Source organism: Streptomyces sp. NTD91 (genome assembly GCF_059510455.1).
The window spans coordinates 161,969-186,535 of record NZ_JCAJZW010000008.1; the positions used below are offsets into that span (position 1 = coordinate 161,969).

At 70.0% G+C, this 24,567-nt stretch carries 20 protein-coding genes and 3 pseudogenes; 7 read left to right on the top strand and 16 right to left on the bottom strand.

All coding sequences use genetic code 11. The features are described 5' to 3' along the window. Positions 1-82 precede the first annotated feature (82 nt). Both AC5WRT_RS12190 and AC5WRT_RS12195 read right to left on the bottom strand, forming a co-directional pair. On the bottom strand, positions 83-1,123 hold the full coding sequence (locus tag AC5WRT_RS12190; RefSeq protein ID WP_496093161.1) for an acetate/propionate family kinase: 1,041 nt from the start codon (positions 1,121-1,123) through the stop codon (positions 83-85). A 94-nt stretch (positions 1,124-1,217) separates the two neighbouring features. After that, positions 1,218-1,574: a hypothetical protein gene (locus AC5WRT_RS12195; protein ID WP_071381391.1), complete on the bottom strand. Its 357-nt coding sequence runs from the start codon at positions 1,572-1,574 to the stop codon at positions 1,218-1,220. A gap of 172 nt (positions 1,575-1,746) precedes the next feature. Between AC5WRT_RS12195 and AC5WRT_RS12200 the strand changes: the two genes are divergently transcribed. Beyond that, complete coding sequence (locus tag AC5WRT_RS12200; RefSeq protein WP_071381392.1) at positions 1,747-2,283, top strand: phosphate-starvation-inducible PsiE family protein; 537 nt, start codon at positions 1,747-1,749, stop codon at positions 2,281-2,283. Here the strand turns inward: AC5WRT_RS12200 and AC5WRT_RS12205 are convergent. After that, on the bottom strand, positions 2,257-4,431 hold the full coding sequence (locus AC5WRT_RS12205; RefSeq protein WP_071381393.1) for an FUSC family protein: 2,175 nt from the start codon (positions 4,429-4,431) through the stop codon (positions 2,257-2,259). The two genes, AC5WRT_RS12200 and AC5WRT_RS12205, sit on opposite strands and share 27 nt — an antisense overlap. Positions 4,432-5,257: 826 nt before the next feature. On the opposite strand from AC5WRT_RS12205, the gene AC5WRT_RS12210 reads away from it, so the two are divergent. From AC5WRT_RS12210 to AC5WRT_RS12225, 4 genes and pseudogenes are all read left to right on the top strand, one after another. Beyond that, entirely contained in the window at positions 5,258-5,707 is a 450-nt protein-coding gene (locus AC5WRT_RS12210; RefSeq protein WP_071381394.1) for a DUF1931 family protein, read from the top strand. A 125-nt stretch (positions 5,708-5,832) separates the two neighbouring features. Further along, a pseudogene (locus AC5WRT_RS12215) lies at positions 5,833-6,006 on the top strand (ISNCY family transposase); the annotation flags it as partial. Between the two features lie 761 nt (positions 6,007-6,767). After that, complete coding sequence (locus tag AC5WRT_RS12220; protein WP_496093160.1) at positions 6,768-7,997, top strand: IS110 family RNA-guided transposase; 1,230 nt, start codon at positions 6,768-6,770, stop codon at positions 7,995-7,997. 25 nt (positions 7,998-8,022) lie between these two features. Continuing rightward, positions 8,023-8,745, top strand: a pseudogene (locus AC5WRT_RS12225) (PP2C family protein-serine/threonine phosphatase); the annotation flags it as partial. A 1,034-nt stretch (positions 8,746-9,779) separates the two neighbouring features. On the opposite strand, the gene AC5WRT_RS12230 reads toward AC5WRT_RS12225, so the two are convergent. The 11 genes and pseudogenes from AC5WRT_RS12230 to AC5WRT_RS12280 form a co-directional block, all read right to left on the bottom strand. Further along, entirely contained in the window at positions 9,780-10,277 is a 498-nt protein-coding gene (locus AC5WRT_RS12230) for an Hsp20/alpha crystallin family protein (protein ID WP_071381512.1), read from the bottom strand. A 41-nt stretch (positions 10,278-10,318) separates the two neighbouring features. Continuing rightward, positions 10,319-12,100: an FAD-dependent oxidoreductase gene (locus AC5WRT_RS12235; RefSeq protein WP_496100217.1), complete on the bottom strand. Its 1,782-nt coding sequence runs from the start codon at positions 12,098-12,100 to the stop codon at positions 10,319-10,321. Continuing rightward, positions 12,100-12,360 (bottom strand): UBP-type zinc finger domain-containing protein, encoded by a 261-nt coding sequence (locus AC5WRT_RS12240; protein WP_071381398.1) that lies wholly within the window; start codon positions 12,358-12,360, stop codon positions 12,100-12,102. Before AC5WRT_RS12240 ends, AC5WRT_RS12235 begins: the two co-directional genes overlap by 1 nt. 6 nt (positions 12,361-12,366) lie before the next feature. Then, positions 12,367-12,825, bottom strand: coding sequence for a thioredoxin (gene trxA / locus AC5WRT_RS12245; RefSeq protein ID WP_071381399.1), 459 nt, complete (start codon positions 12,823-12,825; stop codon positions 12,367-12,369). Beyond that, positions 12,822-15,461 carry an ATP-dependent chaperone ClpB gene (gene clpB, locus AC5WRT_RS12250; protein WP_071381400.1) on the bottom strand — a complete coding sequence of 880 codons (2,640 nt, stop codon included), beginning with the start codon at positions 15,459-15,461 and terminating at the stop codon, positions 12,822-12,824. The genes trxA and clpB overlap by 4 nt, the downstream gene beginning before the upstream one ends. Beyond that, complete coding sequence (locus tag AC5WRT_RS12255; protein ID WP_071381401.1) at positions 15,452-15,859, bottom strand: chaperone modulator CbpM; 408 nt, start codon at positions 15,857-15,859, stop codon at positions 15,452-15,454. Before AC5WRT_RS12255 ends, clpB begins: the two co-directional genes overlap by 10 nt. Beyond that, positions 15,856-16,809: a DnaJ C-terminal domain-containing protein gene (locus AC5WRT_RS12260; protein ID WP_071381402.1), complete on the bottom strand. Its 954-nt coding sequence runs from the start codon at positions 16,807-16,809 to the stop codon at positions 15,856-15,858. The genes AC5WRT_RS12255 and AC5WRT_RS12260 overlap by 4 nt, the downstream gene beginning before the upstream one ends. A 6-nt stretch (positions 16,810-16,815) precedes the next feature. Beyond that, positions 16,816-17,427, bottom strand: coding sequence for a nucleotide exchange factor GrpE (locus AC5WRT_RS12265; RefSeq protein WP_496100218.1), 612 nt, complete (start codon positions 17,425-17,427; stop codon positions 16,816-16,818). Between the two features lie 8 nt (positions 17,428-17,435). Then, on the bottom strand, positions 17,436-19,343 hold the full coding sequence (gene dnaK / locus AC5WRT_RS12270; protein ID WP_496100219.1) for a molecular chaperone DnaK: 1,908 nt from the start codon (positions 19,341-19,343) through the stop codon (positions 17,436-17,438). Further along, a complete protein-coding gene (locus AC5WRT_RS12275) occupies positions 19,298-19,669 on the bottom strand; it encodes a hypothetical protein (RefSeq protein ID WP_245790539.1) in 372 nt (123 codons plus the stop codon). The genes dnaK and AC5WRT_RS12275 overlap by 46 nt, the downstream gene beginning before the upstream one ends. Before the next feature lie 109 nt (positions 19,670-19,778). Then, positions 19,779-19,892, bottom strand: a pseudogene (locus AC5WRT_RS12280) (general stress protein); the annotation flags it as partial. Between the two features lie 376 nt (positions 19,893-20,268). Here AC5WRT_RS12280 and AC5WRT_RS12285 point away from each other — a divergent pair. Continuing rightward, on the top strand, positions 20,269-21,897 hold the full coding sequence (locus AC5WRT_RS12285) for a PucR family transcriptional regulator (RefSeq protein ID WP_425443492.1): 1,629 nt from the start codon (positions 20,269-20,271) through the stop codon (positions 21,895-21,897). 362 nt (positions 21,898-22,259) lie between these two features. Here AC5WRT_RS12285 and AC5WRT_RS12290 read toward each other — a convergent pair whose 3' ends face one another. Beyond that, the gene (locus tag AC5WRT_RS12290) at positions 22,260-23,438 is read right to left on the bottom strand and encodes an acyl-CoA dehydrogenase family protein (protein ID WP_496093151.1); all 1,179 of its coding nucleotides are present in this window, start codon (positions 23,436-23,438) and stop codon (positions 22,260-22,262) included. A gap of 128 nt (positions 23,439-23,566) precedes the next feature. Further along, positions 23,567-23,938, bottom strand: a complete 372-nt coding sequence (locus tag AC5WRT_RS12295; protein ID WP_496093150.1) for a four-helix bundle copper-binding protein — start codon at positions 23,936-23,938, stop codon at positions 23,567-23,569. Between the two features lie 159 nt (positions 23,939-24,097). On the opposite strand from AC5WRT_RS12295, the gene AC5WRT_RS12300 reads away from it, so the two are divergent. Beyond that, positions 24,098-24,466, top strand: a complete 369-nt coding sequence (locus AC5WRT_RS12300) for a DUF6479 family protein (protein ID WP_496093149.1) — start codon at positions 24,098-24,100, stop codon at positions 24,464-24,466. Positions 24,467-24,567: the final 101 nt, after the last annotated feature.

A 24,567-nucleotide genomic window follows, 5' to 3' on the forward strand; every position in this document is an offset into this window, starting at 1 on the left:
CCTCTGTGCTGTCCAGGTACAGGAGGCCGGTTCTTGGCGCGGGCCAGGTAAGTGTGGACGTGCTGGCAGTTGCATTGGCCAGTCACATGCCGCCGAGCACTCGTCGGGTCTCGGCGGCGATCTGCTGCGTCTCGCCGGTTGCGACCACGAGGACCGGGACACCTCTCACCGCCTGATCGATGCGTCGGTGGCCTTCCCGCATCAAATCTGCCAGTTCGGGGACGAGCAGCCCGCCTCGAACACCGAGAACAGTCAGGGCCGAGCAGATCTCCTCGCGTACCTCAGGTTGGTCTTCGCCGATCTCCCCGGTGAAGACCAGGGCGTCCAGCCGGTCCAGCGAGGCGGCCATCGCGCCGATGCCCCTGCGGCAGCTGAGTGTGAACGTCGCCAGCGCCAACGCGGCCGCGGCATCACCCTCCGCGCGGGCGCGCACCAGGTCCCGGGTGTCTCCCGAGGTACCGGAGAGGCCGAGCAGACCGGAATGCCGGTGGAGTGTGTCATCCAATTCGTCCGTGCTCAGACCGTGCCGCCGCTGCAGCCACAGCAGCGCGCCGGGGTCGAGACTGCCGCTGCGCCGACTCATCACCAGGCCTTCCAGCGGAGTGAGGCCCATGGTGGTGTCCACGCTGCGTCCGTTCCGCACGGCGCAGGCCGAGCAGCCGCCGCCCATGTGCACGAGCACGACCTGGAGGTTGTCGACGGGTCGGCCCAGGGCCTGCGCCGTCCTCTGCAGTGCCCACGAGTAGGAAAGCCCGTGGAAGCCGTACCGGCGCAGCTCGTATTCGGCTCGCCATCGCTCCGGCACGGCGTACGTGCGCGCCTGTGCCGGCAAATCCTTGTGAAAGACGGTGTCGAAGCAGGCGATATGAGGAACGTCGGGCAGGAGTTCTCGTGCGGCATCGACCACATGCAAGGCAGGGGTCACGTGCAACGGCGCGAGATCGGCGACGTCCGCCAGCAGAGCCCGTACGCGTGCGTCGATCAGCGCATGTCCAGTCAGGTGCGGGCCGCTGTGGACGATGCGGTGACCAACCGCCGCAGGAACGGGCACCTCGCTGAGGAAGTTCCGCAGTTCCGCCGCCACAGCAGGCCCCGGGGGCTCCGAGGCGTCTCGATCCGCCACCCGTTCACCGTCCGCCGCGAACAGAGCGATGTGAAGGCTCGAAGAGCCAGCATCGAGGACCAGTACGTGACCATCACGGCTCTCGTGGGAGCGGTCAGCACTCATCACACACCTCCAGTGCACTCGCGTCCCCCGGCACGGTGCGCCCGCCACGGAGTGCGACCCTGTGCTCAGGGTCGGCCTCGGTGCGGACCGGGTTGTGCTCCGCCCGGCTCGGCAGTTCGGTGAAGAAGACGCTGGTGGCCCAGTCGCCGTCCTCCAGGCGGGTGCCGACGTTTCGGCCACGTCGGCCACGCCGACCTGCTCGTTCGCCGCCAGGGGCGCCGTCGGTGTCCGTCTGCCAGCGGATGCCCCTGGCGGTGCGGTGGCGCGGTTCCTCCCGCAGGCCGGAGGCAAGGTCCCGGGCCGCATCGGAGGGCAGACCCCGGGTCGGCGCCAGGATGGGCCGCAAGTTCCTGCCGTTCGTGTCCGCGTCGGGCTACCTCACAACCCTTGCCCTGCCGCCTGGTAGGCCTCGGTGATGTCGCGCCTCGCCGCTTCCCCCAGGCTGCCAACACAGGGAGGGATCCGCTCGTCCACCCGTTCGGCAGCACGCCGCGCCTGCGGGACGGGGCACCCCTAGCATGCTGACTGTGCGACCCATTCTGCCGAAGCTCGAGGGCGGCCGGGTGCAGGGCCTCCTGCAGCTCATCGAGGACGGCATCCACCTCGTCGTCGCGGCGCTCCTCGTACTGCTCGCGGGGATCCTGACCGTCGGGGTCGTCCATGACGTCATCCGGTTGCTCCAGGGGCCGTACCACGAGGAGACGGTCGTTCTCTCCGCCCTGGACAGCAGCCTGGTGCTGTTCATCGTGGCCGAGCTGCTCCACACCGTCCGCCTCACCATCAGGAACCAGACCCTCGACGCGGAGCCTTTCCTAGTCGTCGGCCTGATCGCCGGCATCCGCAGGGTGCTCATCGTGACAGCCGAGGCGGAGAAGTCCTTCCGGTGGAACGTCGAGGGGATCGAACTGCTCATCCTGGCGGGGCTGATCATCGTGATGGCGACAGCGGTGTACGTGTGGCGGCGCTCGACGCGGCCGGGAGACTACTTCCCGCTCCAGGAGGCGCGGCGCTCTCCGTCGCCGACTTCGTCACCCACTCCGGTGCGCGGCTCCTGATCCGTCGCCCTCCGCCGCCGCGGCCGCCCGCACTCGCTGCTCCTCGCGAGCAGAGCCGACGTCCCGTTCCAGGGGGGTGCGGCTCACGGCCGTCGCGAGGTCCTCCAAGGCTTGCTTTTGCAGTTCCGCCTCGCGCCGCACGACCGGGCTCCCATTGCTGGCGGCGTCCTCCCACGCGTGGAGCGCCTCCTCCACGCGTCCCCAGTCCGGATTCCTGTGCTCGCGCACGGCGACTGCCGCCTTCGCGGTGTCCGTCTCCAGGGCGTCGGCGAACCGCTCCGCCTCGGGGACGACACGGCTGTCGGCCCGCGGGACGTGGCTCTCCATGAGCATCGCCGCGCGGCCGAACCCCTTGAGCGCCTCCTGCGCCTCCTGTGCCTCGCGCGACGTCAGCCCCCTGGGGCGAACCGGTTCCTGCCTTGCCCGGTCGTATGCCTCTTGCCAGGCGGCACGTGCCTCCCTGCTGGCCAGCAGTGCCCTGCGCATGTCGGCGTGATGCTCCCGGGTCGGTTCGGCGTAGTTGCGGAGCACCGCGGCCGCATAGCGGCCGTTGGCGGCGAGCCAGTCCGCAAGCCGGCTCGGCAGCCGGGGTGTCTCCCATGCGGGGAACACCACGTACGCCAGCATTGCCAGGGCCCCGCCGAGCAGGGTGAGCACCACCCGCTCCGGGACCGTCTGCTCCCACGCCTGGCCGCCCATGCCGAGCAGGAAGACGACGTACGCGGCGGTGAAGCACTGGGAGTAGGCGTAGCCGGTACGGTTCAGCGTGTACGACAGGCCCGCCGAGACGACTGCCAGCGCGCCGAACACATGGGCATCCGGTCCCAGGGCCTGCACCATCACGGTGGCGAGCGCGACCCCCGCCAGGGTCCCGGCGAGACGGGCCACCGCACGCGCGTACGTCCGGTGGAAATCCGGCCGCATCACCATCACCGAGGCGATGGGCGCCCAGTAGCCGTGGCCCAGGGGGAGCCGGGCGGCGATCAGATAGCCGAGTGTGGCCACCGCCGCCAGGCGGACGGCGTGCCGGAACACGGGCGAGTCCCGGCGGAGCTCACGGCGGACCGCCCGGACGACGACCGGGACCAGCCGGAACATCGTCGGGCGCACCAGGAACTCGGCGCCCGCGGGGCCGGGCAGCGTGGGCGCCCTCCCGCGCGCGCCTCCACTCCCGGCGACCTCCAACGCCTCGCCGAGCAGTTCCACGAGCTGCTCGGCGGCCTGCCTCGCGGGGCCCTCCAGCACCTCGTGCTCCTCGTCGACGCGCAGGACGTCCACGCTCCCGGGCCGCACCTCGGCGGGAGTGCCGCGGCGGATCGAACGGGCGACCGCATCCAGGACGTCGGCGGCCGCGTCGAGCAACTCCCGCGCGCGGTCCCGCCCGGGTCCCTCCGCTGGGGCGCCCACATCCGGGTCGGCGAGCGCGGCGACGACCGGCCGAATGCGCTCGGCGAGTCCCCGGGGGCCGTGCAGGACGGGGGGACGGGTTCGGGCCTGTGACGGCGTCACGGCGGCCGCGTCCCGGGCCGTCATCAACGGCTCCGGGTCAAACGCGGCCGTCGGGTCGTGCCGCAGCCGGCGGGCGTAGTCCGCCACGGCGGCCAGGGCGTCGGCGAGCGCGTCACGATGCGCCCCCCAACGGCGGATCGGGAACAGCAGGATCAGCACGGCCTGCGTCACGCCCCCGAGCGCGATGACCCCGGCGTGCTCCAGGGCTCGCCCCACGCTCGTGGGCAGGGTGATGGTCACCAGCATGCTGCCCACGGTCGTCGCTGCGACGATCCCAGCGGTCGATCCGACGGCCCACGCCATTCCCGCGGCAAAGGCCCATACGGCCAGCAGCGGCAAGAACGTCACGAGTCGCCCCGCCGCCAGGTAGCCCACGAAGGTGCTGAGCGCCAGACCCGCGCCCGCGCCGAGCGCGATCACCTTGCGTGGACGCCAGGTGCGCTGGAAGGTGGCCCCACCCGCGGAGTAGGCACCGAGGGCGGCGGATGCGGCATACGCAGGGGAGACCAGCCACAGCGCCGGCCCGATGACGATGGCCACCCCAGCGGCCGTACGCAGCGCGAGTAGAGGTTCCAGCCGCGTCTCCTCGATCGTGAGTCCGGATCGCACGACCTCCCCGAAGGCCCGCAGCCACGTCACGAATGTGAGCCTAGCCGGAACGTTCTGCCGGGTCGCGTCGGCCGCGCCGCCGCCTCCTGGAGGCGCCGCGCTCGGCGGACGCGCGATCCCGGGCCGACCTACACTCACAAACCGGCACCCTCGTGTACAGGGCGATCGATGACCACACCCCCCAGCGCCGGCTGTCAGCCCCAGCGGCCGCGGCTCGACGTCGTCCTCGTGGCCGATCCGTGATGGCCAACGGAGGTCGCGAAGCGACTGAAGAGAGGGTCACGGACCCGGCCCTACCTGGACAGCATCCGCCCCGTCATCGCCATGATCGGCCCACCGGAGCACATCGCGCTGCTGTCGCTGCCCATGCTCGGCCTGATGCGCGCCGCCCACCGGCTGAGGGGAGCGGCCCTCGGCGTGTTCGGAGCGCGATTCCCGGAGTCCGGCAACACCCTGCCACCCGGGAGATCCAGTACACCAGCGAGGCACCGCATGTCTACGGGCGGTTGCGGCTGCTAGGTGGGATGGTCCGCGTCAACCGGCCGTGGCTGTGCTGTTCACCGGCCGCTCCCGAGCGATCGCTGGCGTGTTCGCCACCGCGGCGTTCGGCCTCGTGTGCAGTGACATCTGGGGTCACCCTTTACGTGGGGCCGCTCCGCGACACGGTGTTCGCCGTGCTGTCGATCCGCACGCCCGTCCGACACCCCGGGCAGCCGGACACCTGGGCCTGGCAGGGCAATACAGGGAGGCTAATTGAGCCCGACATGCGCATGCGTTCGCGCGCCCTGTCGGCCAGGCTGAATGGGAAGCCCAGGGGCCGGGAGCCACCCCGGCCCCGCAGCCGGAGGTTGCCGTCATGACCGTGATGTCCATCGCCAGGTTCGAAAGGTTCTTCCGCGCGGCCGCGGGGCTGGACGTCGACAAGAACGATCTGAAGCGCTACAGCGACTTCGTCGACGCCAAGCTCTATGACCTGCTGACCGTCGCCCAGGCCACTGCCAAGGCCAACGGGCGCGACATCATCCGGACCTGTGACCTACCGATCACGAAAGGCCTGCAGGAGAGCATTCACCACTTCCGGAAGATCGACCAGGATGTAGAACTCAAACCGATCCTGGAACAGCTCGCCACCCACCCTGCTCTGGACCGCACGCCCGACGAGGAGACCGAGGCGGCCTATCCGGACATCATCGGCGGACTCAGCCTGGCCCTTGCTCAGTGCTTCAAGATCCTCCACCCCGACCTGAAGAACCCCCAGACCCAGCACTGGGACGAGACCCGAGCCGTCTTCGACCTCCTGTTGTGAGTGGCGACCGGACCAGGCGGTGCAGACCACGGCCAAACAGCGTCAGCGCGCTCTGCTTCCTCGGCTGCCGCAACCATCTGCTGGCTCGCCGCAGGCCCTCGTCCACGTCCAAGGTGCTCCCGAAAGCGGTCCTGGTCGGTGAGCTGGCCGAGACCGCGGCGGGCACCCGCCGGCTGCTGGAGCTGACCGCTGTGAGGCTTGCGGGGATCCGCACGATCCCCTACCGGCTGGTGTCGTAAGTCGGTCCCGAAGCCCGACCGATCCGCAAGGGCAAGCCCCAGCACCCCAGGCTGATCGGTCCGCATCCCGGGTGTCCCAGAGCTCAGATTGTGGCGGCTCGACCTCGCAGGGATCATCGAAGGCATGGACAGGAACATGTCCGTCGGGTCCGGGGAGCGGCTGCTGGAGGAACTGGTCAGAGCAGCCCAGCTGGCATCACCTGCGGAACTGCCCGTGGTCCTGAACCGGTATGCCGAGGCCGTGGGTCTGGGCAGGGCCGTTATCTATCTGGTCGACATCCAGCAAAGATTGCTGGTGCCGCTTGTCGAAAGCGAGCCGGAACTGGAGCTCGACACCTCGCTGGCCGGATGGGCCTACCGCACCGACTCTCTCCGGGTGGAAGAAGGCCCCTCCGGCGGTCTGCAGGTATGGCTGCCCCTGGCCGACGGGGCGGAGCGGCTGGGTGTCGTAGAGCTGAACATGAGCACCCTGGACGGGCTCAAGCTACGGCGGTGTCGAACGACGGCGCTGCTCCTCGCACTGATCATCACATCCAAGCGCACCTACAGCGACACCATCGCACAGCGCATGCGCACCAGGCCGATGCACTTGCCCACAGTGATCCCGGGCCTTGTCGTGCCTCCTGCGGTGGATGAAAACTGGGTGGTGCACGCCCCGCTGACGCCGGGACTCTGTGGTGCCCTGGAGCCCGATCAACAGTGTGGCGCGGGTGGTCCGGGGCACGTGATGTGGTTGCTGCGAGCACGAACCTCAGACTCTTCGAGAAGGGGGCCTCCCACGGGGCGGGCGACGCCGTCCGAGGCACCACAGGGGAGGAGTCATGGAGGAGATCGTCGAACGCTGTGCCGGGCTGGATGTCCACCGCGACACCGTGGTGGCCAACGTCCGCGTCCCCGAGGAACCGCCCGAGGGAGTCACCCAGACGTTCGGCACCACCTGGCCGGACCTGCTCGCGCTGCGCGACTGGCTGACGGCCTATCAGGTCACCCTGATCGGGATGGAATCGACCGGCGTCTACTGGAAGCCCGTGTATTACGCGCTGGAGGACGCGGCCGAGTGCTGGCTCCTGAACGCCCGGCACATGCACAACGTCCCCGGGCGCAAGACCGACGTCGCCGACGCGGCCTGGATCGCCCAGCTCATCCAGCACGGGCTGGTCAAACCGAGTTTCGTGCCGCCCAGGGACATCCGCGAAACGCGGATGTTCACCCGCTACCGCAAGGCTCAGATCGACGAACGCGGCCGCGAGGCCCAGCGCCTGGACAAGGTCCTGCAGGACGCCGGGGTGAAACTGTCCTCGGTCGCCACCGACATCCTCGGCGTCTCCGGGCGGGCCATGATGGCCGCCCTGACCGAGGGCACCCGTGACCCACAGGTCCTTTCCGACCTGGCCAAAGGCAGGCTCCGCTCCAAGATCCCGCTCCTGCGCAGGGCCCTGGACGGCCGGTTCGGCCACGTCCACGGGGTGCTCGTCGCGGAGATCCTGGCCAAACTGGAGTACCTGGACGAGGCGATCACCCGCCTCGGCGAGGAGATCGAAGCCGTCCTGGCCCCGCACCTGGCCCAGCTCCAGCTGCTGGTCACCATCCCCGGCATCGGCCTGCGCACCGCCCAGATGCTGACCGGCGAGATCGGCACGGACATGAGCCGCTTCGGCTCGGCCAAGGCCCTCGCCTCCTGGGCCGGGGTCTGCCCCGGCAACTGGGAATCGGCCGGCAAGTCCCGCACCGGCCGCTCCCGCAAAGGACCCAAATGGCTCGGGGCCGCCCTGCACGAGTGCGCCATGGCCGCGATCCGCTCCAAGGGCAGCTATCTGCACGCCCAGTACCAGCGGATCAAACCCCGCCGCGGACACGCCCGCGCCCTCAAGGCGGTGGAGCACTCCATCATCGTCGCGATCTACCACATGCTCGACCGCGGCCAGCCCTACCAGGACCTGGGCGCCGACTACTTCACCCGGCGCCATTCCCCCGACCGCCAGGCCGCCCACCACCTGGCCAGACTCCGCGACCTCGGCTACCAGGTCACCGCCGAACCTCCCGCAGCCTGACGATCAACTGCGGAAGGTTTTCACCTCAGAGATGGTGAGGGCTTTTCTCCCTCCCCGATCGATCGGCACCGGGCGGGTCGTTTCGACGGCGGTTCTGGAGCCTGCGTACGAACTGGGCGGCGATGCTTTCGACCATGCGTTCACCGAGGACGTTCTGCACGCCACAATCCTTGACGGCATGGGGCACGACCTGGCGTCCGGACTTGCCACCTCTGTCGCCATGGCAGGCTGCCGTAACGCCCGGCGCAGCGGGGCAGACCTGAACGAACTCGCGGGCACCGTGGACGAGGCGCTGGCCAAGTGGCTTCCGGAGCAGTTCTGCACGGGTGTCTTCACCCAGTTGCGCATGCCCACCGGTGTGCTGCGCTGGTGCAACTGCGGCCACCCGCCTCCGTTGCTCATCCGTCGCCACCGCCTGCTCCACAATGCCTTGGAGCGGCCACCTGAGCCTCCTTTGGGTCTGCCCATCAGTCTCGCCGGGACCGTCCGTCAGGTGCACGAGGTCAGCCTCGAACCCGGTGACCGAATACTGCTCTACTCAGACGGCGTCGTAGAGTCACGCGACGAGGCGGGCGAAGAGTTCGGCCTGGAACGCTTCACCGACTACATCATCCGGTCGACCGCAGCAGGGCAGAGCGCCCCGGAAGCGCTGCGCCTGCTCATCCACGCCATCCTCGAGCATCGGCACAACAAACTCAGCGACGACGCCACGATCTTGATGTTCGAGTGGCAGCCCCCTGATCCGTGACCGCAAGAGCCGGAGAGCGCAGCCGTGGCACCGGTACTCCAAGGACCAGACGCTGACGTCGGTGGATGCCGAGCGTAGCTCAGTCTCCGACAAGCGGCGGGTATGGCGCCGCACATCTGCAACGCCATACCCGCGCAGGCAGGGGCCTCAGGCCACGGGCTGCAGGTCCTTGGCCGCAGCGGCGCCCTGTTCATCGGCGGATACTGCCGGAGGCTTTGGGTCTGTGATGGCCAGCCGCAGATACACCGCCTCCTAGCCGGCCGCCATGGCGTCCGGCTGGAACCGGTCCACGACGCTCTCGCGGCATTGCGCAGGGTTGAGTCCCCACGGCCTCCAGTGCCTCCGGCAGTTCGTCGGGCGCCTGGCGGATCAGGCCGGTCACTCCGTCGTTTAGCCGGGGCATGGCGGTGCCCGAGGATGATGAGCTGGTCGAGCAGTCCTACTGCCAATGCGGCGCGAACCTGGACCAAGTCGTTCCAGGCAGCGGAGGGAGAACCCGAGAGCTGACTTCTGTGATGGGCACGAACCAGGGAGAGGCCAGCCATGGGGGCCGGACTGCTGGGCCGGCTGTCCGAAGGACAACGACAGCTCCTGAGCTGCCCGCCGTCGCAGGCGTGCTCGGCGGACCGGCCGATGCTGGCTTCGACACTTCGAAGATCAGCCGGTGGCCGTTCGTCTATGCAGGCCTCATCCCGATGCCGGAGCGAACCCCCGGATCAGGTCGAACCCGTACACCATCTCCATGGACGCAACCCCCGGGCCGCCGAGCGTTAGGCACGGGCATTCGGCCGCGAGGACCAGGCGGACATGGGCCGACGAGCGCCGTTGGGACTGGCTCCCCCTTCGGCTGCTGTGCGCCTGGCGTCTGCGGCGCCGGAAGGAAGCCGGTGGGGAGCCGGTGGGGAGCCGCGTGCCGAGTCTCCGCCGCCGTGAGGGGTTGTGACGCGGGACGTCATCCATGAGCCGCCCCGGGTGTCGAGGCCCGCCGACCCGGCCGCAGTGCCGGATGGGCCCGGAACCGCGGCGTTCGCGTCTCAGCCGCTGCTCTCGGTGCTTTCACTCGTCTCGCTGATCTCGATGTGCCGGGGCTTTGCGACCTCGGCCTTAGGGACGGTGATGGCGAGCACCCCGTCCGACATCTGCGCATTGATCTTTTCGGTGTCGACCTCTCCGGGCAGCCGCAGCCGGTACTCGAAGGCTCCGGTGCGGCGGGTGCTCCGGCGCAGGACGCCTTTGCGTTCCTTCTCCTTGATCTCTCCGGTGACCACCAACTCCTGGCCGTTGGCTTCGACGTCGATGTCCTTGCTCTTGACGCCGGGGAGTTCGATCTCGACGTGGAAGGCGTCGTCGGACTCCGTGACATCCGCCAGGGGTGTCCACGCGATTGCGGGCGCCACGCCTCCCACCGTGGATTCGATCAGTCCGCTCATCTCGCCGAGCAGTTGGTCGAACTGCGTCAGCGGATCGCGTGCCCAGCCAAGGGGCCTGTCCTGCACTGCGCCACCGCGGGGGCGCCGGACGGGCATGGTCATCACCATCGCCTCCTTCTCGTGATCTCCTCGCCCGCTGGGCGTCACGCGAGCCAAGCGGACTCCTTCGGACGGGTGTACGGGGAGCTGTCGGTGCCGCCGTGCGCGGCCGTGTGACCCAGGTAGCGGTGCACGAAGTGGATGCTCATCGCGCCTTCGCCGACCGCGGAGGCCACACGCTTCACCGAGCCACTGCGGACGTCGCCGGCAGCGAAGACGCCAGGCAGGCTGGTCTCCAACGTCAGACAGTCGCGGCCCTGGCTCTGCCACAGTTCGGGAACGGAGCACGCCTGCGCCTCCGCGCCGGTGAGCACGTAGCCACGCGCGTCGAGGGCGAGCGCGCCGGACAGCCACTCGGTGTGAGGGTCTGCGCCGGTGAAGACGAACAGGGCCCGCACCGCGAGGTGGCGGTGCTCTCCCGTACGGTGGTCGACCACGGTGACCGCCTCCAGCGCCTTGCCGCCGAGTGCCTCGGTCATCTCGGTGTGCAGCAGTACGCGCACACGCGCGTGGCGCTCGATCTGATCGATCAGGTAGCGGGACATGTGCGCCTCGAGGCTCGGCCCACGGACGAGCAGATAGACCTGCGGTGCGTACCCGGCCAGGAAGAGCACGGCCTGACCTGCGGAGTTGCCGCCGCCGACCACCGCCACCGGGTCGGTACGGCACTGCTGGGCCTCGTAGAGGGTCGCCGAGTAGTGGACGCTCGCGCCCTCCAACGGTTCGATGCCGGGCACATGGAGGCGGCGGTAGCGGGCGCCGGTTGCCAGGACGACGGTACGGGCGGTGATCTCGCTGCCGTCGGCGAACCTGACGGCGTAGTGGCCGCCCCGCGGTTCTAGCCGGGCCGCCTCCGCCGGGACGCTGATCCGGGCGCCGAACTTGCCCGCCTGGAGCACAGCGCGCTCGGTGAGTTCGGCGCCGGAGACGCCGGAGGGGAAACCGAAGCAGTTGTCGATGCGGGAGGACGTCCCGGCCTGGCCGCCGGTGGCCATCGCCTCGACCACGGTCGTGCCGAGGCCCTCCGAGGCGGCGTTCACCGCGGCGGCGAGACCGGCCGGACCGGAGCCGACGATCAGGAGATCGCCGTGGCCGTTGCTCGACGGCAGGGATGGCAGGCCGATGAACCGGGCCAGTTCGGCGTTGCTCGGATTGCGCAGCAAGGTCGTGTCCCGCCAGATCACCAGCGGCGTCTGCTCCGGACCGACCGCAAAGCGGCGCAGCAGCGCCTCGGCCTCCTCGTCCGTCTCCAGATCGATCCAGCGGTGCGGCAGCCGGTTGCGGGCGGCGAACTCGCGCAGCCGCCGGGTGTCGGGCGAATAGCGCGAGCCGATGATGCGGAAACCGGCGCCCTGCCCGACAAGCAGAGCACGGCGGCCCAGGCAGGCGCGCAGCACCACATCACCAAGGATGGAGTCACGGGTCACCAGGTCACGCAGCTGGTCCATGGACAGGGCGAGAATCTCGCCGGGCTCCCTGACCACGGCGGTGTAGAAGGCCACCTGTCCGTTCAGGAGGCCGAGTTCGCCGATGAAGCGGCCGGGACCGTGCACGCGTAGCAGGTGTTCATCGGGCGTGCCGTAGCCCTCGACGATGGCGACCGAACCACTGAGGACGACGTAAAACGTCTCGCACCGCTCCCCCTCCCGGATCAGCACGTCACCGGCGTCGACCACGTGCCGCCAGCCGTGCTGCGCCAGGCGGGCCATCTGGTCGTCCGACAGGCGGGGATAGGCGCCGTAGATGTCGGGCGTCTCGAAGGGGACGCTCTCCTCCGCCCCGTCCGGCACAGGCGCTGCGCCGGGCCGCGTCTCGTCGCCGGGCATCACACGAACGCCTCATGGACGAAGCACCACCGCCAGTCCTCGCCGGGCTCCAGCGACGCCACGATCGGATGGCCGTCGGCGGCGGCGTGACGGCGGGCGTGCCGGTTCGGCGAGGAATCACAGCAGCCGACGTGCCCGCAGGTCAGGCAGAGCCTGAGGTGGACCCAGGGGGAACGCATGGCCAGGCACTCCTCGCACCCCGGGGCACGCGGGGCGACGGGGCGTACGAGGGCGAGGTGGGGGTCCGTTCGTACGGTCATGGCCGATCACCCTTTCCCGGCCGGTGCGCGGCCCGCGATCGACTGCTCCACCCACCGCCGTAGGGCAGGGGCAGGCGCGGCACCCGACTGCCGGGCGATGGCCTGTCCTTTGTCGAGGACCAGCAGCGTCGGTACCGCCTGGACCTCGAACCGCCGCGCCAGGCGCGGGTTCTTGTCGATGTCGACCTTGACCAGCTTGATCGTTCCCGCGAGATCGGCGGCGACCTTCTCCAGCGCGGGGCTCACCATGCGGCAGGGGCCGCACCAGGTGGCCCACAGGTCGACCACGACGGGGACGTCGGCCCGCTCGGCGACCTCGGTGAAGTCGTCGTCGCCCGCGTCCACCATCCACGGTAGGGGCTGCTTGCAGTGGCCGCACTTGGGGCGGCCCTCCGCGGACACGGGCACCCGGTTGGTCCGCCCGCAGTTCGGACAACTGACGGTCGTCGCCTGCATCGTGCTCATGCCGCCCTCGCTCCCTTCACGTCCTCGGGCTGGTCGTAGGTGACCACCAGCTCTCCGTGTTCGGCGTCGACGCGGACCGTCGCGCCGTCCTGGACGTCGCCGCGTAGCAGGGACCGCCCGACCAGCGTCTCGACCTCGTGGGAGATATAGCGGCGCAACGGGCGGGCCCCGTACACCGGGTCGTAGCCCTGGTGGGCGATCACTTCCCGGGCAGCATCGGTGAGTTCGACCGTGATGCGGCGTTCGGCGAGGCGGCGGCGCAGTTCGTCGAACTGCAGTTCCACGATGCGCTCGATCTGCCGCTCACCGAGCGGCTTGAACAGCACGATGTCGTCGACGCGGTTGAGGAACTCCGGGCGGAAGTGCCCGCGCAGCTCGCCCATCACCAGGGCGCGGGCGTCGGGCTTGATCTCGCCCTCGGCGGTGGCGCCGTCGAGGAGGTGCTCGGAGCCGATGTTGGACGTCATGATGATCACGGTGTTGCGGAAGTCGACCGTGCGGCCCTGAGCGTCGGTGATGCGGCCGTCGTCGAGGATCTGCAGCAGGGTGTTGAAGACATCGGTGTGCGCCTTCTCGATCTCGTCGAACAGCACGACCGAGTACGGCTTGCGGCGTACGGCCTCGGTGAGCTGGCCGCCTTCCTCGTAGCCGACGTATCCGGGCGGTGCGCCCATGAGCCGGCTGACGGTGTGACGTTCCTGGTACTCGCTCATGTCGAGGCGGACCATGTTCTCCTCGGAGTCGAACAGGGCCCGGGCGAGGGTCTTGGCCAGCTCGGTCTTCCCGACGCCGGTGGGGCCGAGGAAGATGAACGAGCCGATGGGGCGGCGTGGGTCGCGGATGCCGGAGCGGGCGCGGATGATGGCGTCGGCGACGAGCTTGACGGCCTCGTCCTGGCCGATGACCCGCTCGCGCAGGATCTCGTCGAGGCGCAGCAGTTTCTCGCGTTCGCCCTCCTGGAGACGGGCGACGGGGATGCCGGTCCAGGCGGCGACGATCTCGGCGATCTCCTCCTCGGTGACGACCTCCCGCAGCAGCCGGTTCTGTCCTTGTTTGGCGGCCAGTTGCTCCTCCTCTGCGGTGAGCCGGCGCTCCAGGTCCTGAAGGCGGCCGTAGCGCAGTTCTGCGGCTCGGTTGAGGTCGTAGGCGCGTTCGGCCTCCTCGGCTTCGTGGCGGACCTGCTCCAGTTCCTGGCGCAGTTCCTGCACGCGGCGGATGGCCTGCCGTTCGGCCTCCCACTGGGCGTGTTTGGCGTCGGCCTCGCCGCGCAGGTCGGCCAGTTCCCTGCGCAGTTCCTCCAGTCGGGCTTTGCTGGCGGGGTCGGTCTCCTTGGACAGGGCCGCCTCCTCGATCTCCAGGCGGGTGACGCGGCGGGTGATCTCGTCGAGTTCGGCGGGCATCGAGTCGATCTCGGTGCGCAGCCGGGCGCACGCCTCGTCGACGAGGTCGATGGCCTTGTCGGGCAGGAACCGGTCGGTGATGTAGCGGTGGCTGAGGGTGGCCGCGGAGACCAGCGCGGTGTCCTGGATCTTCACGCCGTGGAAGACCTCGAGGCGTTCGCGCAGTCCGCGCAGGATGGAGATGGTGTCCTCCACGCTCGGCTCGTCGACCAGGACCTGCTGGAAGCGGCGTTCGAGAGCGGCGTCCTTCTCGATGTGCTTGCGGTACTCGTCGAGGGTGGTGGCGCCGATCATGTGGAGTTCGCCGCGGGCGAGCATCGGCTTGAGCATGTTGCCCGCGTCCATGGCCCCTTCGGCGGCGCCCGCGCCGACGACGGTGTGCAGTTCGTCGACGAAGAGCAGGATGCGCCCTTGGGCGGCCTTGACCTCGCTGAGCACGGCCTTGAGGCGTTCCTCGAACTCACCGCGGTACTTGGCGCCGGCGACCAGGGAGCCCATGTCGAGGGCGAACACCGTCTTGTCGCGGAGTCCTTCGGGGACGTCGCCGCGAACGATGCGCTGGGCCAGGCCCTCGACGATGGCGGTCTTGCCGACGCCGGGGTCGCCGATGAGGACGGGGTTGTTCTTGGTCTTGCGGCTGAGGATCTGGGTGACGCGGCGGATCTCGGCGTCCCGCCCGATGACCGGGTCGAGCCTGCCGGCCCTGGCCTCGGCGACGAGATCGCGGCCGTACTTCTCCAGAGCCTCGTAGGCCACTTCGGGGTTGGCGGAGGTGACGCGCTGGTTGCCGCGGACCTGGGTGAGCGCGCTCAGGAACGAGTCCCTGGTGATGCCGGCCTCTTTGAGCAGTCGCCCGGCGGCGGTTGAAGAGCCCTCCTCGACCAGGGCGAGCAGTAGGTGCTCCACGGACACGTACTCGTCCTTGAGGCGTTTGGCCTCCCGTTCGGCGTCATCGAGCAGGCGGGCGAGGCGTTGGGTGACGAAGACCTGGCCGGGTGCCGCGCCGGGGCCGGTGACCTTCGGACGGCGGGAGAGTTCCTCGCGCACGGCAGCGCGCAGCTCCTTCGGCTCGGTGCCGGCCTGTTGCAGCAACCGCGGGATCAGACCGTCCTCCTGATCGAGAAGCGCGAGCAGCAGGTGTTCCCCGTCGACCTCGGTCTGCCCCATGCGGACGGCCGCGCTCTGGGCCTCCTGCAGGGCTTCCTGGGACTTCTGGGTGAGACGGTTCATGTCCATGGGGGTGTTTCACTCCTCGTGCCGCGGCCGCGCAGGGCGGCTTCGAGCAGGCTGATGCGGTCGAGCAGGTCGAGCACCAGGCCGATGGATGCGTAGTTGAGGCAGAGTCCGGTGCGCAGTCGCTGGATACGGGCGAGGACCGCCGGGGCCGTGGGGTCGAACACCAGTCGCCCCGCGGAGTCGCGTTCGGCGTCGACCAGGCCGAGGGCGACGAACCGGCGGATCAGATCGGGGTGGAGGCCCGAGCGACGGGCCACGGTGTCCAGCGAGAGCCTGGGGACAGGCACGAGCGCGTACCGGACCGCCGTTGAGGCGGTGATGTCGGCGCCCGTTCGTACCGGACGGTCGCCCACGCCGGCCCGGCCGATGCCTGCCGCTCCCGCGGGTCGGTCGTTCATCGCGTCCTCCTGGGGTCGAACGAGGAGGTGGCGGCGAGCTCCTCGAACAGTTCGCGCTCCCGGTCGCCGAGGGCGGGAGGCACCATGACACGGAGTTCGGCGTACAGGTCGCCGTTCGCGCCTCGCGGGTTCGGCATGCCCTCGCCGCGCAGCCGCAGCCGCCGGCCGCTGGACGAGCCGGCGGGCACCGTGACCTTGGCCGTGCCGCCGCCGGGGGTGGGCACCGGCACGGTCGCACCCAGGGCCGCCTCCCACGGGGCGACCGGGACCTGTACGTGCACGTCGCGGCCGTCCAGCCGGAACCGGGGGTGGGGCTGGATATGTACCCGCAGGTACAGGTCGCCCGCGGCGGCGTCACCACTGCCCCGGCCGCCCTCGCCCGACAGCCGGATGCGCTGCCCGTCGGTGACACCTGGTGGCACGTCGACCTCGTACCGCCGCGGCTGCCCCGTGGGACCGGCGAGCGTGACGGTGCGACGGCCGCCTCGGTACGCCTCCTCGACGGTGAGCGGCAGTTCGGCCTCCTGGTCCGCTCCGGGGACGCCACCTCGGGCGGCGCCGGCTCCGAACATGGAGCCGAGCAGGTCCTCGATGTCGATGCCCTCCGCTCCGAAGTCGTCGCCGAAGCCGGTGGTGTACCGGACACGGGGGCCGCCCGCGCCCGCGGTCCTCCGCGCGCGGAAGCCGCCGCCCGCTCCGGCCGCGACCCGTTCGTCGAAGTCCTCGGGGATCTTGCGGAAGTCCTCGCCGAAGCGGTCGTAACGGGCCCGGGTCTTCGGGTCCGACAGGACGCTGTATGCCTCGTTGAGGTCCTTGAAACGCTCCTCCGCCCCGGGGTCCTTGTTGACGTCGGGGTGGTACTTGCGGGCGAGCTTGCGATATGCCTGCTGGATCTCGTCCTGGCTCGCGGTCCGCGACACGCCCAGCACCTCGTAGAAGTCCCGTGCCATGACCGGTCACTCCCGCTTCGCGACCGTCACCGCGGCGGGCCTGAGCTGCCGCTCGCCGTCCCCGTAGCCGGGGCGCAGCACCTCGACGACGGTGCCCGGCGGGGCGTCGGGGTCCTGGACGACGCCGACCACCTCGTGCCGGGCCGGGTCGAAGGCGACACCGGTCTCCGCGTGCCGCGGGTAGCCGAGCAGTTCGAGGACGTTCACCGCCTGGTCGCGTACGGCCCGGACGCCCTCCACGATCGCACCCGGATCGGCGCCGGCATGGGTCAGGGCGAGCTCGAGGTTGTCGAGGACGGGCAGGAAGGCGGCCGCCGTGCGGGAACGCTCGACCGTCCGCTCCCGCTCCAGTTCCCTGGCGTGGCGCTTGCGAAGGTTGTCGAGGTCGGCGAGCGCGCGCCGCCAGCGGTCCTCCAGTTCCTGGATCGCGGTCGTGTACTCGTCCTCGGCAGGCGTGGGGCGGGCGGCGTCGGGTCCCGGTTCGTCGTTCGCCGCTTCCGGCCGGGGCGACGGGCCCGGTTGCGGCAAATCCCCGCGCGGAGGGCGTACGGCGCCTTCCGGGACCGGTTCGACCGGCTCCGACGCGGCCCGGTCGGGTTCCTGGGGGCGGCTGGGCATGGCGCGCCTCAGTCCTTGTCGAACTCGGCATCGATGACGTCTTCGTCACCGCCAGCGCCGCCCGGGCCACCGGTCGCGCCGCCCCCGGTGGTGTCCTGGCCGGGACCGCCCGTGGCAGCGGCGCCCTGATGGGCCGCCAGCCCGGCGAGCACCTGCTGGAGTTCGGAGGTCAGGGGCCGCACGCGCTCCGCACCCGCCTCTTCCTTGACCGCCGCCCGGGCGTCGGACACGAGCATCTCGGCGCGTGCCTTCTCGTGCGCGGGCGCTGCGTCGCCCAGTTCGGAGAGGCGCTTCTCGACCTGGTAGGCGACGGCGTCGAGCTCGTTGCGGGCGTCGACGGCCTCACGGAGTGCCTGGTCCTGGCCCCGGTTGCGCTCGGCCTCCTGGACCATGCGTTCAACCTCACTGCGGTCGAGGTTGGAGCTCTCGCTGATGGTGATGCCCTGTTCCTTGCCGGTGTCCCGGTCGCGGGCCTTGACGTTGAGGATGCCGTTGGCGTCGATGTCGAAGGTGACCTCGATCTGTGGTTCGCCCCGCGGCGCCGGGCGGATGTCGGTGAGCTGGAACCGGCCGAGCACCCGGTTGTCGGCGGCTCGTTCGCGCTCGCCCTGGAGGACGACGATGTCGACGGCGGGCTGGTTGTCCTCGGCGGTGGAGAAGGTCTCGGCGCGGCGCACGGGGATGGTGGTGTTCCGCTCGATGATCTTCGTCATCACGCCACCGCGCGTCTCGACACCCAGCGACAGGGGTGTGACGTCCAGCAGCAGGACGTCCTTGACCTCGCCCTTGAGCACCCCGGCCTGGATCGCGGCGCCCAGGGCGACGACCTCATCGGGGTTGACGCTCATGTTGGGTTCCTTGCCGCCGGTCAGCCGACGCACGAGGGCTTGGACCGCCGGGATACGTGTGGAACCGCCGACGAGGATGACCTCGTCGATGTCGCTCTCGCCGACCTTGGCGTCGGCCATGGCCTGCTGGACCGGTCCCAGGCACCGCTCCACCAGGTCGCTGGTGATCTGCTCGAACGTGGACCGCATGATCGAGTCGGTGAGATGCTTGGGGCCCGACGCGTCGGCGGTGATGAACGGCAGGCTCACCTGCGTCTGCGTCACCGAACTGAGCTCGGTCTTGGCCTTCTCCGCCGCCTCGAAGAGGCGTTGCAGCGCCTGCGGGTCCTTGCGCAGGTCGATGCCGTTCTCCTTCTGGAAGTCGTCCGCGAGGTAATCCACGAGACGCCGGTCGAAGTCGTCGCCGCCCAGGTGGCTGTCGCCGGCGGTGGAGCGCACCTCCACCACGCCGTCGCCGACGTCGAGGATGCTCACGTCGAAGGTGCCGCCGCCCAGGTCGAAGACGAGGACGGTCTCGTGCTGCTTCTTGTCCATGCCGTACGCGAGGGCCGCCGCCGTCGGCTCGTTGATGATCCGCAGCACCTCCAGTCCCGCGATCCGTCCGGCGTCCTTGGTGGCGGTGCGCTGAGCGTCATTGAAGTAGGCGGGCACCGTGATGACCGCCTCCGTGACCCGCTCCCCCAGCTGCTTGGAAGCGTCGTCGGCGAGTTTCCGCAGCACCTGGGCGCTGATCTCCTCAGGCGCGTACAGCTTGTCGCGCACCTTGAAGCGGGCCGCCCCGCCGTCGCCCTCGACGACGTCGTACGCCACCGCCCTGGCCTCGTCGGAGATCTCGTCGAAGTGCCGGCCGATGAACCGCTTGGCCGAGTAGATGGTGCCCTTCGGGTTGAGGATCGCCTGGCGCCGGGCCAGCTGGCCCACCAGGCGCTCGCCAGTATCGGTGAAGGCCACCACGGACGGTGTCGTGCGGTTGCCCTCGCTGTTGGGCACGACGGACGGCTCGCCGCCCTCCCACACGGCGATCACCGAGTTGGTGGTGCCCAGGTCGATGCCCACTGCCTTCGCCATGAGGAACTCCTCCCGGTCCGGCGCCTGCGCCGACTCCCCGGATCACGTTCGTTCAGGTACGACTGGAACCTCCGCCGGCAGGTACGGGGGGAACCTTCGCCGGTGGTCTGCAGCCCGCCGATCAGCCGTACAGCCTCGTCGGCGACCGCCTCGTCCACCACGACCTCGTACCGGCTCGGCTGCATCGAGCGGAGCGAGGCGAAATCCCGGCGACCGCCCTGCAGGGCCTGCAGCAGCATGCCGAACAGCGCACCGCCGATCACTCCGAAGATCAGCCCGTACAGGGTGAGGAGCCGGGCGGAGACGACCAGGTCGAGCCAGTTCACAAGGCCGAACCGCCAGCCGATCGGGACACCGGAGAGCGCACCGCTCGTCCGCGGCCCTGCCGTAGTCCACCCGGCCGATCACCTGCTCGGCCACGCGCACGTCCTGGCCGGTGATCGCCACCGCCTTCACGGGAAACCCCTGGTCGGAGAGGTGGTGAACGCTGTGTTCGGCTTCCCGGTACGTCTTGTACGAGGCAACCGGCCTGCGATGCTGCTCGGTCATCGCTCAGCCCTTCCTGCCGGCGCGCACGGCGGTCTTCGAACACTCCCCAGGGTGGCGAGCCGAGTGGCTCCACGCCTGCGCCTGGCGAGTCAGAAATGCACGGGTCCGGTCCCCCCACGAGTACGAAAGGGACTATCTGCGTATATCGGATAAGTCGACCCGTGGGCGGGTACGCGAAACACCACTCGCCTCCCTGTAGGGTTGGAGAGAACGGAGTGATCCCATGGTCGACAGCCGGGCGCACAACCTGTACCGCCGGCGCTCCGACCGGGAGGGCAGCCTTCCGCAGGGCAGCGCTGGGCGGCACCCCAGGACCGCGCGGAAAGAGCGTCGCCCACCCGCTCCAGCCCCGGCTGACCATGCCCTCCACGAACTGATGGCGCTCTCCCGCGCCCTGTTCGGCACCTGGGACGAAGGCGAGATCCTGCGCCTGGCCATGGACCACATAGCCGCCGCAGGGCCGTACAGCGCCGAGGCCGGATACCTCAAGGTGGACGGCGATCTGATCCCCAGCCCGAGGAACGGGCGGATCCATGCCTTGGCCATGGACCGGAGGGTGCGGGAGCTGACCGAGCAGGACGGCCCTGTGACCGTACCCGGCAGGCCCTGGGGCCGGGCCCTGGGGCTACGCGGACTTGAGGGACTCCACGGCTACCTCGTGGTGACGTCCCGCTCCCGGCCCACCGAGGCCGAGCGATCTCTGCTCGCCACGCTCGTCCGGCACACCGCTGCTGCGCTGTCAGTCGCTTTCGCACATCGCCGCCGATGCGAGGACGCGCTGGAGCTGCACCGACTGAGGCAGGAACGGACAGCCCTCCAACGGCAGCTGATCTCTGTGGTGGCTGAGCTGGGCTACGAGCGAGCCGTGCACGCGTTCATGGCCGGTGTAGCTGCCTCGGGTGACGGCGAGGAAGCTGTCACCCGCGCACTGCACAGGCTCACTGGACTTCCCGCGCTGGTCGAGGACCGCTTCGGTCGGCTGAGGTCCTGGACCGGCCCCAGCCGCCCCGTCCCCTATCCCGAACCGGACCCCGTGCGCCAGGACGAAATGCTGCACGCCGTCGCCCGTCAGGCCGGGCCGGTGCGGATAAGGGACCGGCTGATCACCTTGATCCGCCCGCACGGCGAGATCCTGGGCGTGCTGGCCCTGGTCGATGCCCGGGACGAGGCGGACGAGCACACCGTGCTCGCGCTGGAGCACGCTGCCGCGTCACTCGCCCCGGAGCTGACGCACCTGCGCAATCTGGCCGAAGTGGAGCTGAGGCTGCACCGCGAGCTGGTCGACGACCTCCTGGCAGGCACGGACGAGGCGAGCGCCTACGCCCGGTCCGAGGCAGTCGGACACGACCTGCACCGCAGCCACTACGTCGTCGTGGTGCAGTGGTCGAACCGGACTGCGGACGACTCCTTCGCGCAGACCGTGGGCCGGGCGGCCTCTGCCGTGGGCATGCGCTCGCTGCTGACCCGACGTTCCGACCACGTGGTCCTGGTCGCCGACGACAGGCCGCACGCCCGCGCGCTGTACGAGGCGCTCGCCCGGGAGACCGGAACACGGTCCGGGACGATCGGGGTGAGCGCCCCTTGCGACTCCCTGGACGACATCCCCCACCGCTACCAGGAGGCGCAGCGCGCTCTGGAAGTGCGCCGCCACTCCCGCGAGCGCTACGGCACGACGTTCTTCGACGAGCTCGGCCTCTACCGCATCCTGGGACCTGGCAACGATTACCGGGAACTGGAGACGTTCGTCCACGAGTGGCTCGGGCAGCTCATCGATTACGACTCTCAGCACCACACGGCCATGGTGGAGACCCTGTCCCGGTACTTCGACTGCGGCGGCAACTACGACGAGACCGCCGAATCCCTCGCGATCCACCGCAGCACGCTGCGCTACCGGCTCCAGCGCATCCGCGACATCAGCGGCAACGACCTCGCGAACGTCGAGGACCGGCTCAACCTCCAGGTGGCGACCCGAGTGTGGAAGATCGTGCTGGGCGGACACGGTTGAGGCGCCCACGCGCCGCGGGGCCGGCTCCGCTGTCCCCATCACCGTGCGGAGCAGGATGCGCTCCGCCGAAATGGCTCGTCAGGCATCACGCAGACCACCGGCAGCGGTTCGAAGGCGATGGCCTGCCGCACACCGCAAGTGTCCTGCTCCGAGCGGATCCTCCGCGCCGTGGAACTCGAAGCCTCGCCTGTCAGCAACCACCGACAGCGGCATGAACCTCGGAATCCCCTACCCCCGGGACCGATCGAACGCGGCCCGAGCCACCCGCATCGAGGTGTTGCGTCGGCACCTCTGAAAGCCCCGTGATCTTGGTGCCAACTATCCCTCTTTTGTGCCAACTAAAAATCCTCGTCACAAGCAGGCTAGCGCCGCACTCTCGGCATCCCCAGTCCGATCCAGGAGATGATCTCGCGCTGGATCTCGTTGTTGCCGCCGCCGAAGGTGAAGATGACCGCCGAGCGGTAACCGCGCTCCAGCTCGCCGTGCAGGACGGAGCCCGCCGATCCCTCCTTGAGCGGTCCCGCGGCCGCGACGATCTCCATGAGCCAGGCGTAGGCGTCACGTCGGGCCTCGGAGCCGTAGACCTTGACGGCGGACGCGTCCTGCGGGGTGAGCGTGCCGTCCTCGACGGCGCCGACCATCTGCCAGTTGAGCAGCTTCAGCGCCTCGAGCCGGGTGTGGGTGCGGGCGAGCAGTCTGCGCACCCAGGCGAGGTCCGCCACCCTGCGGCCGTCGGCGAGCCCGGTCCCCATGGCCCAGCGCTGTACGTCGTGCAGGGCTCGGACGGCCATGGTGCCGTGCGCGGCGAGGGTGACACGTTCGTGGTTGAGCTGGTTGGTGATCAGCCGCCAGCCCTGGTTCTCCTCGCCGACCCGGTGCGAGACCGGGACGCGGATGTTCTCGTAGTGGCTCGCGGTGGTGTCGTGGGAGGCGAGCGTGGTGATGAGGGTGCAGGAGTAGCCGGGATCGGTGGTCGGCACCAGCAGCATGGTGATGCCCTTGTGCGGCGGAGCGGCGGGGTCGGTGCGCACGGCCAGCCACACCCAGTCCGCGGTGTCGCCGTTCGTCGTCCAGATCTTCTGCCCGTTGACGACGTACTCGTCGCCCTCCCGTACGGCCCTGGTCCTCAGTGCGGCGAGGTCCGTGCCCGCGCCGGGCTCGCTGTAGCCGATCGCGAAGTCGATCTCGCCGGAGAGGATGCGCGGCAGGAAGTACACCTTCTGCTCCTCGGAGCCGTACCGCATGAGTGTCGGGCCGACCGTGTTCAGCGCCATCAGCGGCAGGGGTACGCCGGCCTGCGCGGCCTCGTCGAAGAAGACGAACTGTTCCATCGCCGTCATGCCGCGTCCGCCGTACTCCTTGGGCCAGCCGACGCCGAGCCACCCGTCGGCGCCGAGGCGGCGGATGGTTTCGCGGTAGAACCGCTTCTGCGCGGCCGGGTCGGCGTACCGGGCGTAGACGTTGTCCGGCACCAGCTCGGCGAAGTAGGCACGCAGTTCGGTGCGCAGTCGCTGCTGCTCGGGCGTGTGGTCGAGGTGCACGGCGCCTCCAGGCTCCCCAAGGGCGGTCCTGACGGCGCACACCGTAGAACGTGTTTCAGAAATTGGGAATGACCCGCCCTGGAATTCCGCCGCGCGGTTGCGGACCCGATCGTGCGCGCAGCCGACGGTCAGCTGAGGCTGCGCAGGAAATCGGAGCACGCGTCGGCGCAGGAGCGGCAGGCGGCCGCGGTCGACTCCGCGCCGGGCCGCGAGTCGAAGGCGCGGGCGCACTCCAGGCAGACCGAGCGGCACCATTCCAGCCTGACCCTGATCTCCGCCTCGTCCTTCAGGCTCTCCTCGCCCAGGACGTGGCAGGTGGCGTCGCACACCTCGGCGCACATGATGCCCAGCCTGCGCACCCGCTCGTTGGACTCGGCACCGTCGGGGTCGACCAGGCTCGCGCGCACGGCACAGGCACGGGCGCACTCCGTACACGCCTGGGCGCACGCGAAGCGGTCCTCCAGGAAGCGGTAGAGCTGCTGCGAAGTCGGCGATGTCACACCGTGCGGGTAGCCGGGGCGCGGAGCCGCAAACCCGCCGTCAGGGGCGAAAGCACCTGCCCTCCTGGGCACACCGCCGTCCGCAACGGGCCGGCGGCGTCCGCCGTCGTCACCGACGATGTCCGGTTCGTCCGGTTCTGGGCGGGGTATCCCTGTCATATGAGTACTGCGTCGATGCAGCTGGCCGCGACGAGCGGCCTCATAGTCCTCGTGCTGTTCGTCGTGATCGGCCTGGGCCTGGTGGTGATGCTCGCCGGGGGCTTCTGGCTGACCTCCCGCGTCAAGTACCGTGAGTCCCCCCGGCCGCGGCCCGAGGAGCAGCCCAAGCTGCCACCGGAGGGCCCGGTGGGCGAGCTCCGGGAGAACCGGGAGTCCCAGGAGGTCCCCCAGGTCCCCAAGGGCGGCCGTCCGCTCACTCCGTACGAACTGAGCAACATGGACTCCAGGCCGAGCGCGTCGAAGGAGCGCCCGCGGTGGAGCAAGGGGTCCAGCGGCTCGTTCGGCGGGGGCGGACTCGGCGCCCACTGAGCAGCCGGGCAGGGCCTGTCCGGCAATTCCGGTGTGCCGCGCGGCGTCATGCACGCTCCCCCACTGCCTCAAGGGCGTGGGAGGTGCCCCCACTCGCCGCA

What these genes read in the sequence shown, in the direction of transcription:
- AC5WRT_RS12265 (WP_496100218.1), bottom strand. Translation starts at nt 17,427, where the DNA reads ATGCCCAGCCGCCCCCAGGAACCCGACCGGGCCGCGTCGGAGCCGGTC.
- AC5WRT_RS12210 (WP_071381394.1), top strand. Translation starts at nt 5,258, where the DNA reads ATGACCGTGATGTCCATCGCCAGGTTCGAAAGGTTCTTCCGCGCGGCC.
- AC5WRT_RS12220 (WP_496093160.1), top strand. Translation starts at nt 6,768, where the DNA reads ATGGAGGAGATCGTCGAACGCTGTGCCGGGCTGGATGTCCACCGCGAC.
- AC5WRT_RS12230 (WP_071381512.1), bottom strand. Translation starts at nt 10,277, where the DNA reads ATGACCATGCCCGTCCGGCGCCCCCGCGGTGGCGCAGTGCAGGACAGG.
- dnaK (WP_496100219.1), bottom strand. Translation starts at nt 19,343, where the DNA reads ATGGCGAAGGCAGTGGGCATCGACCTGGGCACCACCAACTCGGTGATC.
- AC5WRT_RS12200 (WP_071381392.1), top strand. Translation starts at nt 1,747, where the DNA reads ATGCTGACTGTGCGACCCATTCTGCCGAAGCTCGAGGGCGGCCGGGTG.
- AC5WRT_RS12260 (WP_071381402.1), bottom strand. Translation starts at nt 16,809, where the DNA reads ATGGCACGGGACTTCTACGAGGTGCTGGGCGTGTCGCGGACCGCGAGC.
- clpB (WP_071381400.1), bottom strand. Translation starts at nt 15,461, where the DNA reads ATGGACATGAACCGTCTCACCCAGAAGTCCCAGGAAGCCCTGCAGGAG.
- AC5WRT_RS12285 (WP_425443492.1), top strand. Translation starts at nt 20,269, where the DNA reads ATGGCGCTCTCCCGCGCCCTGTTCGGCACCTGGGACGAAGGCGAGATC.
- AC5WRT_RS12240 (WP_071381398.1), bottom strand. Translation starts at nt 12,360, where the DNA reads ATGACCGTACGAACGGACCCCCACCTCGCCCTCGTACGCCCCGTCGCC.
- AC5WRT_RS12300 (WP_496093149.1), top strand. Translation starts at nt 24,098, where the DNA reads ATGAGTACTGCGTCGATGCAGCTGGCCGCGACGAGCGGCCTCATAGTC.
- AC5WRT_RS12255 (WP_071381401.1), bottom strand. Translation starts at nt 15,859, where the DNA reads ATGAACGACCGACCCGCGGGAGCGGCAGGCATCGGCCGGGCCGGCGTG.
- AC5WRT_RS12235 (WP_496100217.1), bottom strand. Translation starts at nt 12,100, where the DNA reads ATGCCCGGCGACGAGACGCGGCCCGGCGCAGCGCCTGTGCCGGACGGG.
- trxA (WP_071381399.1), bottom strand. Translation starts at nt 12,825, where the DNA reads ATGAGCACGATGCAGGCGACGACCGTCAGTTGTCCGAACTGCGGGCGG.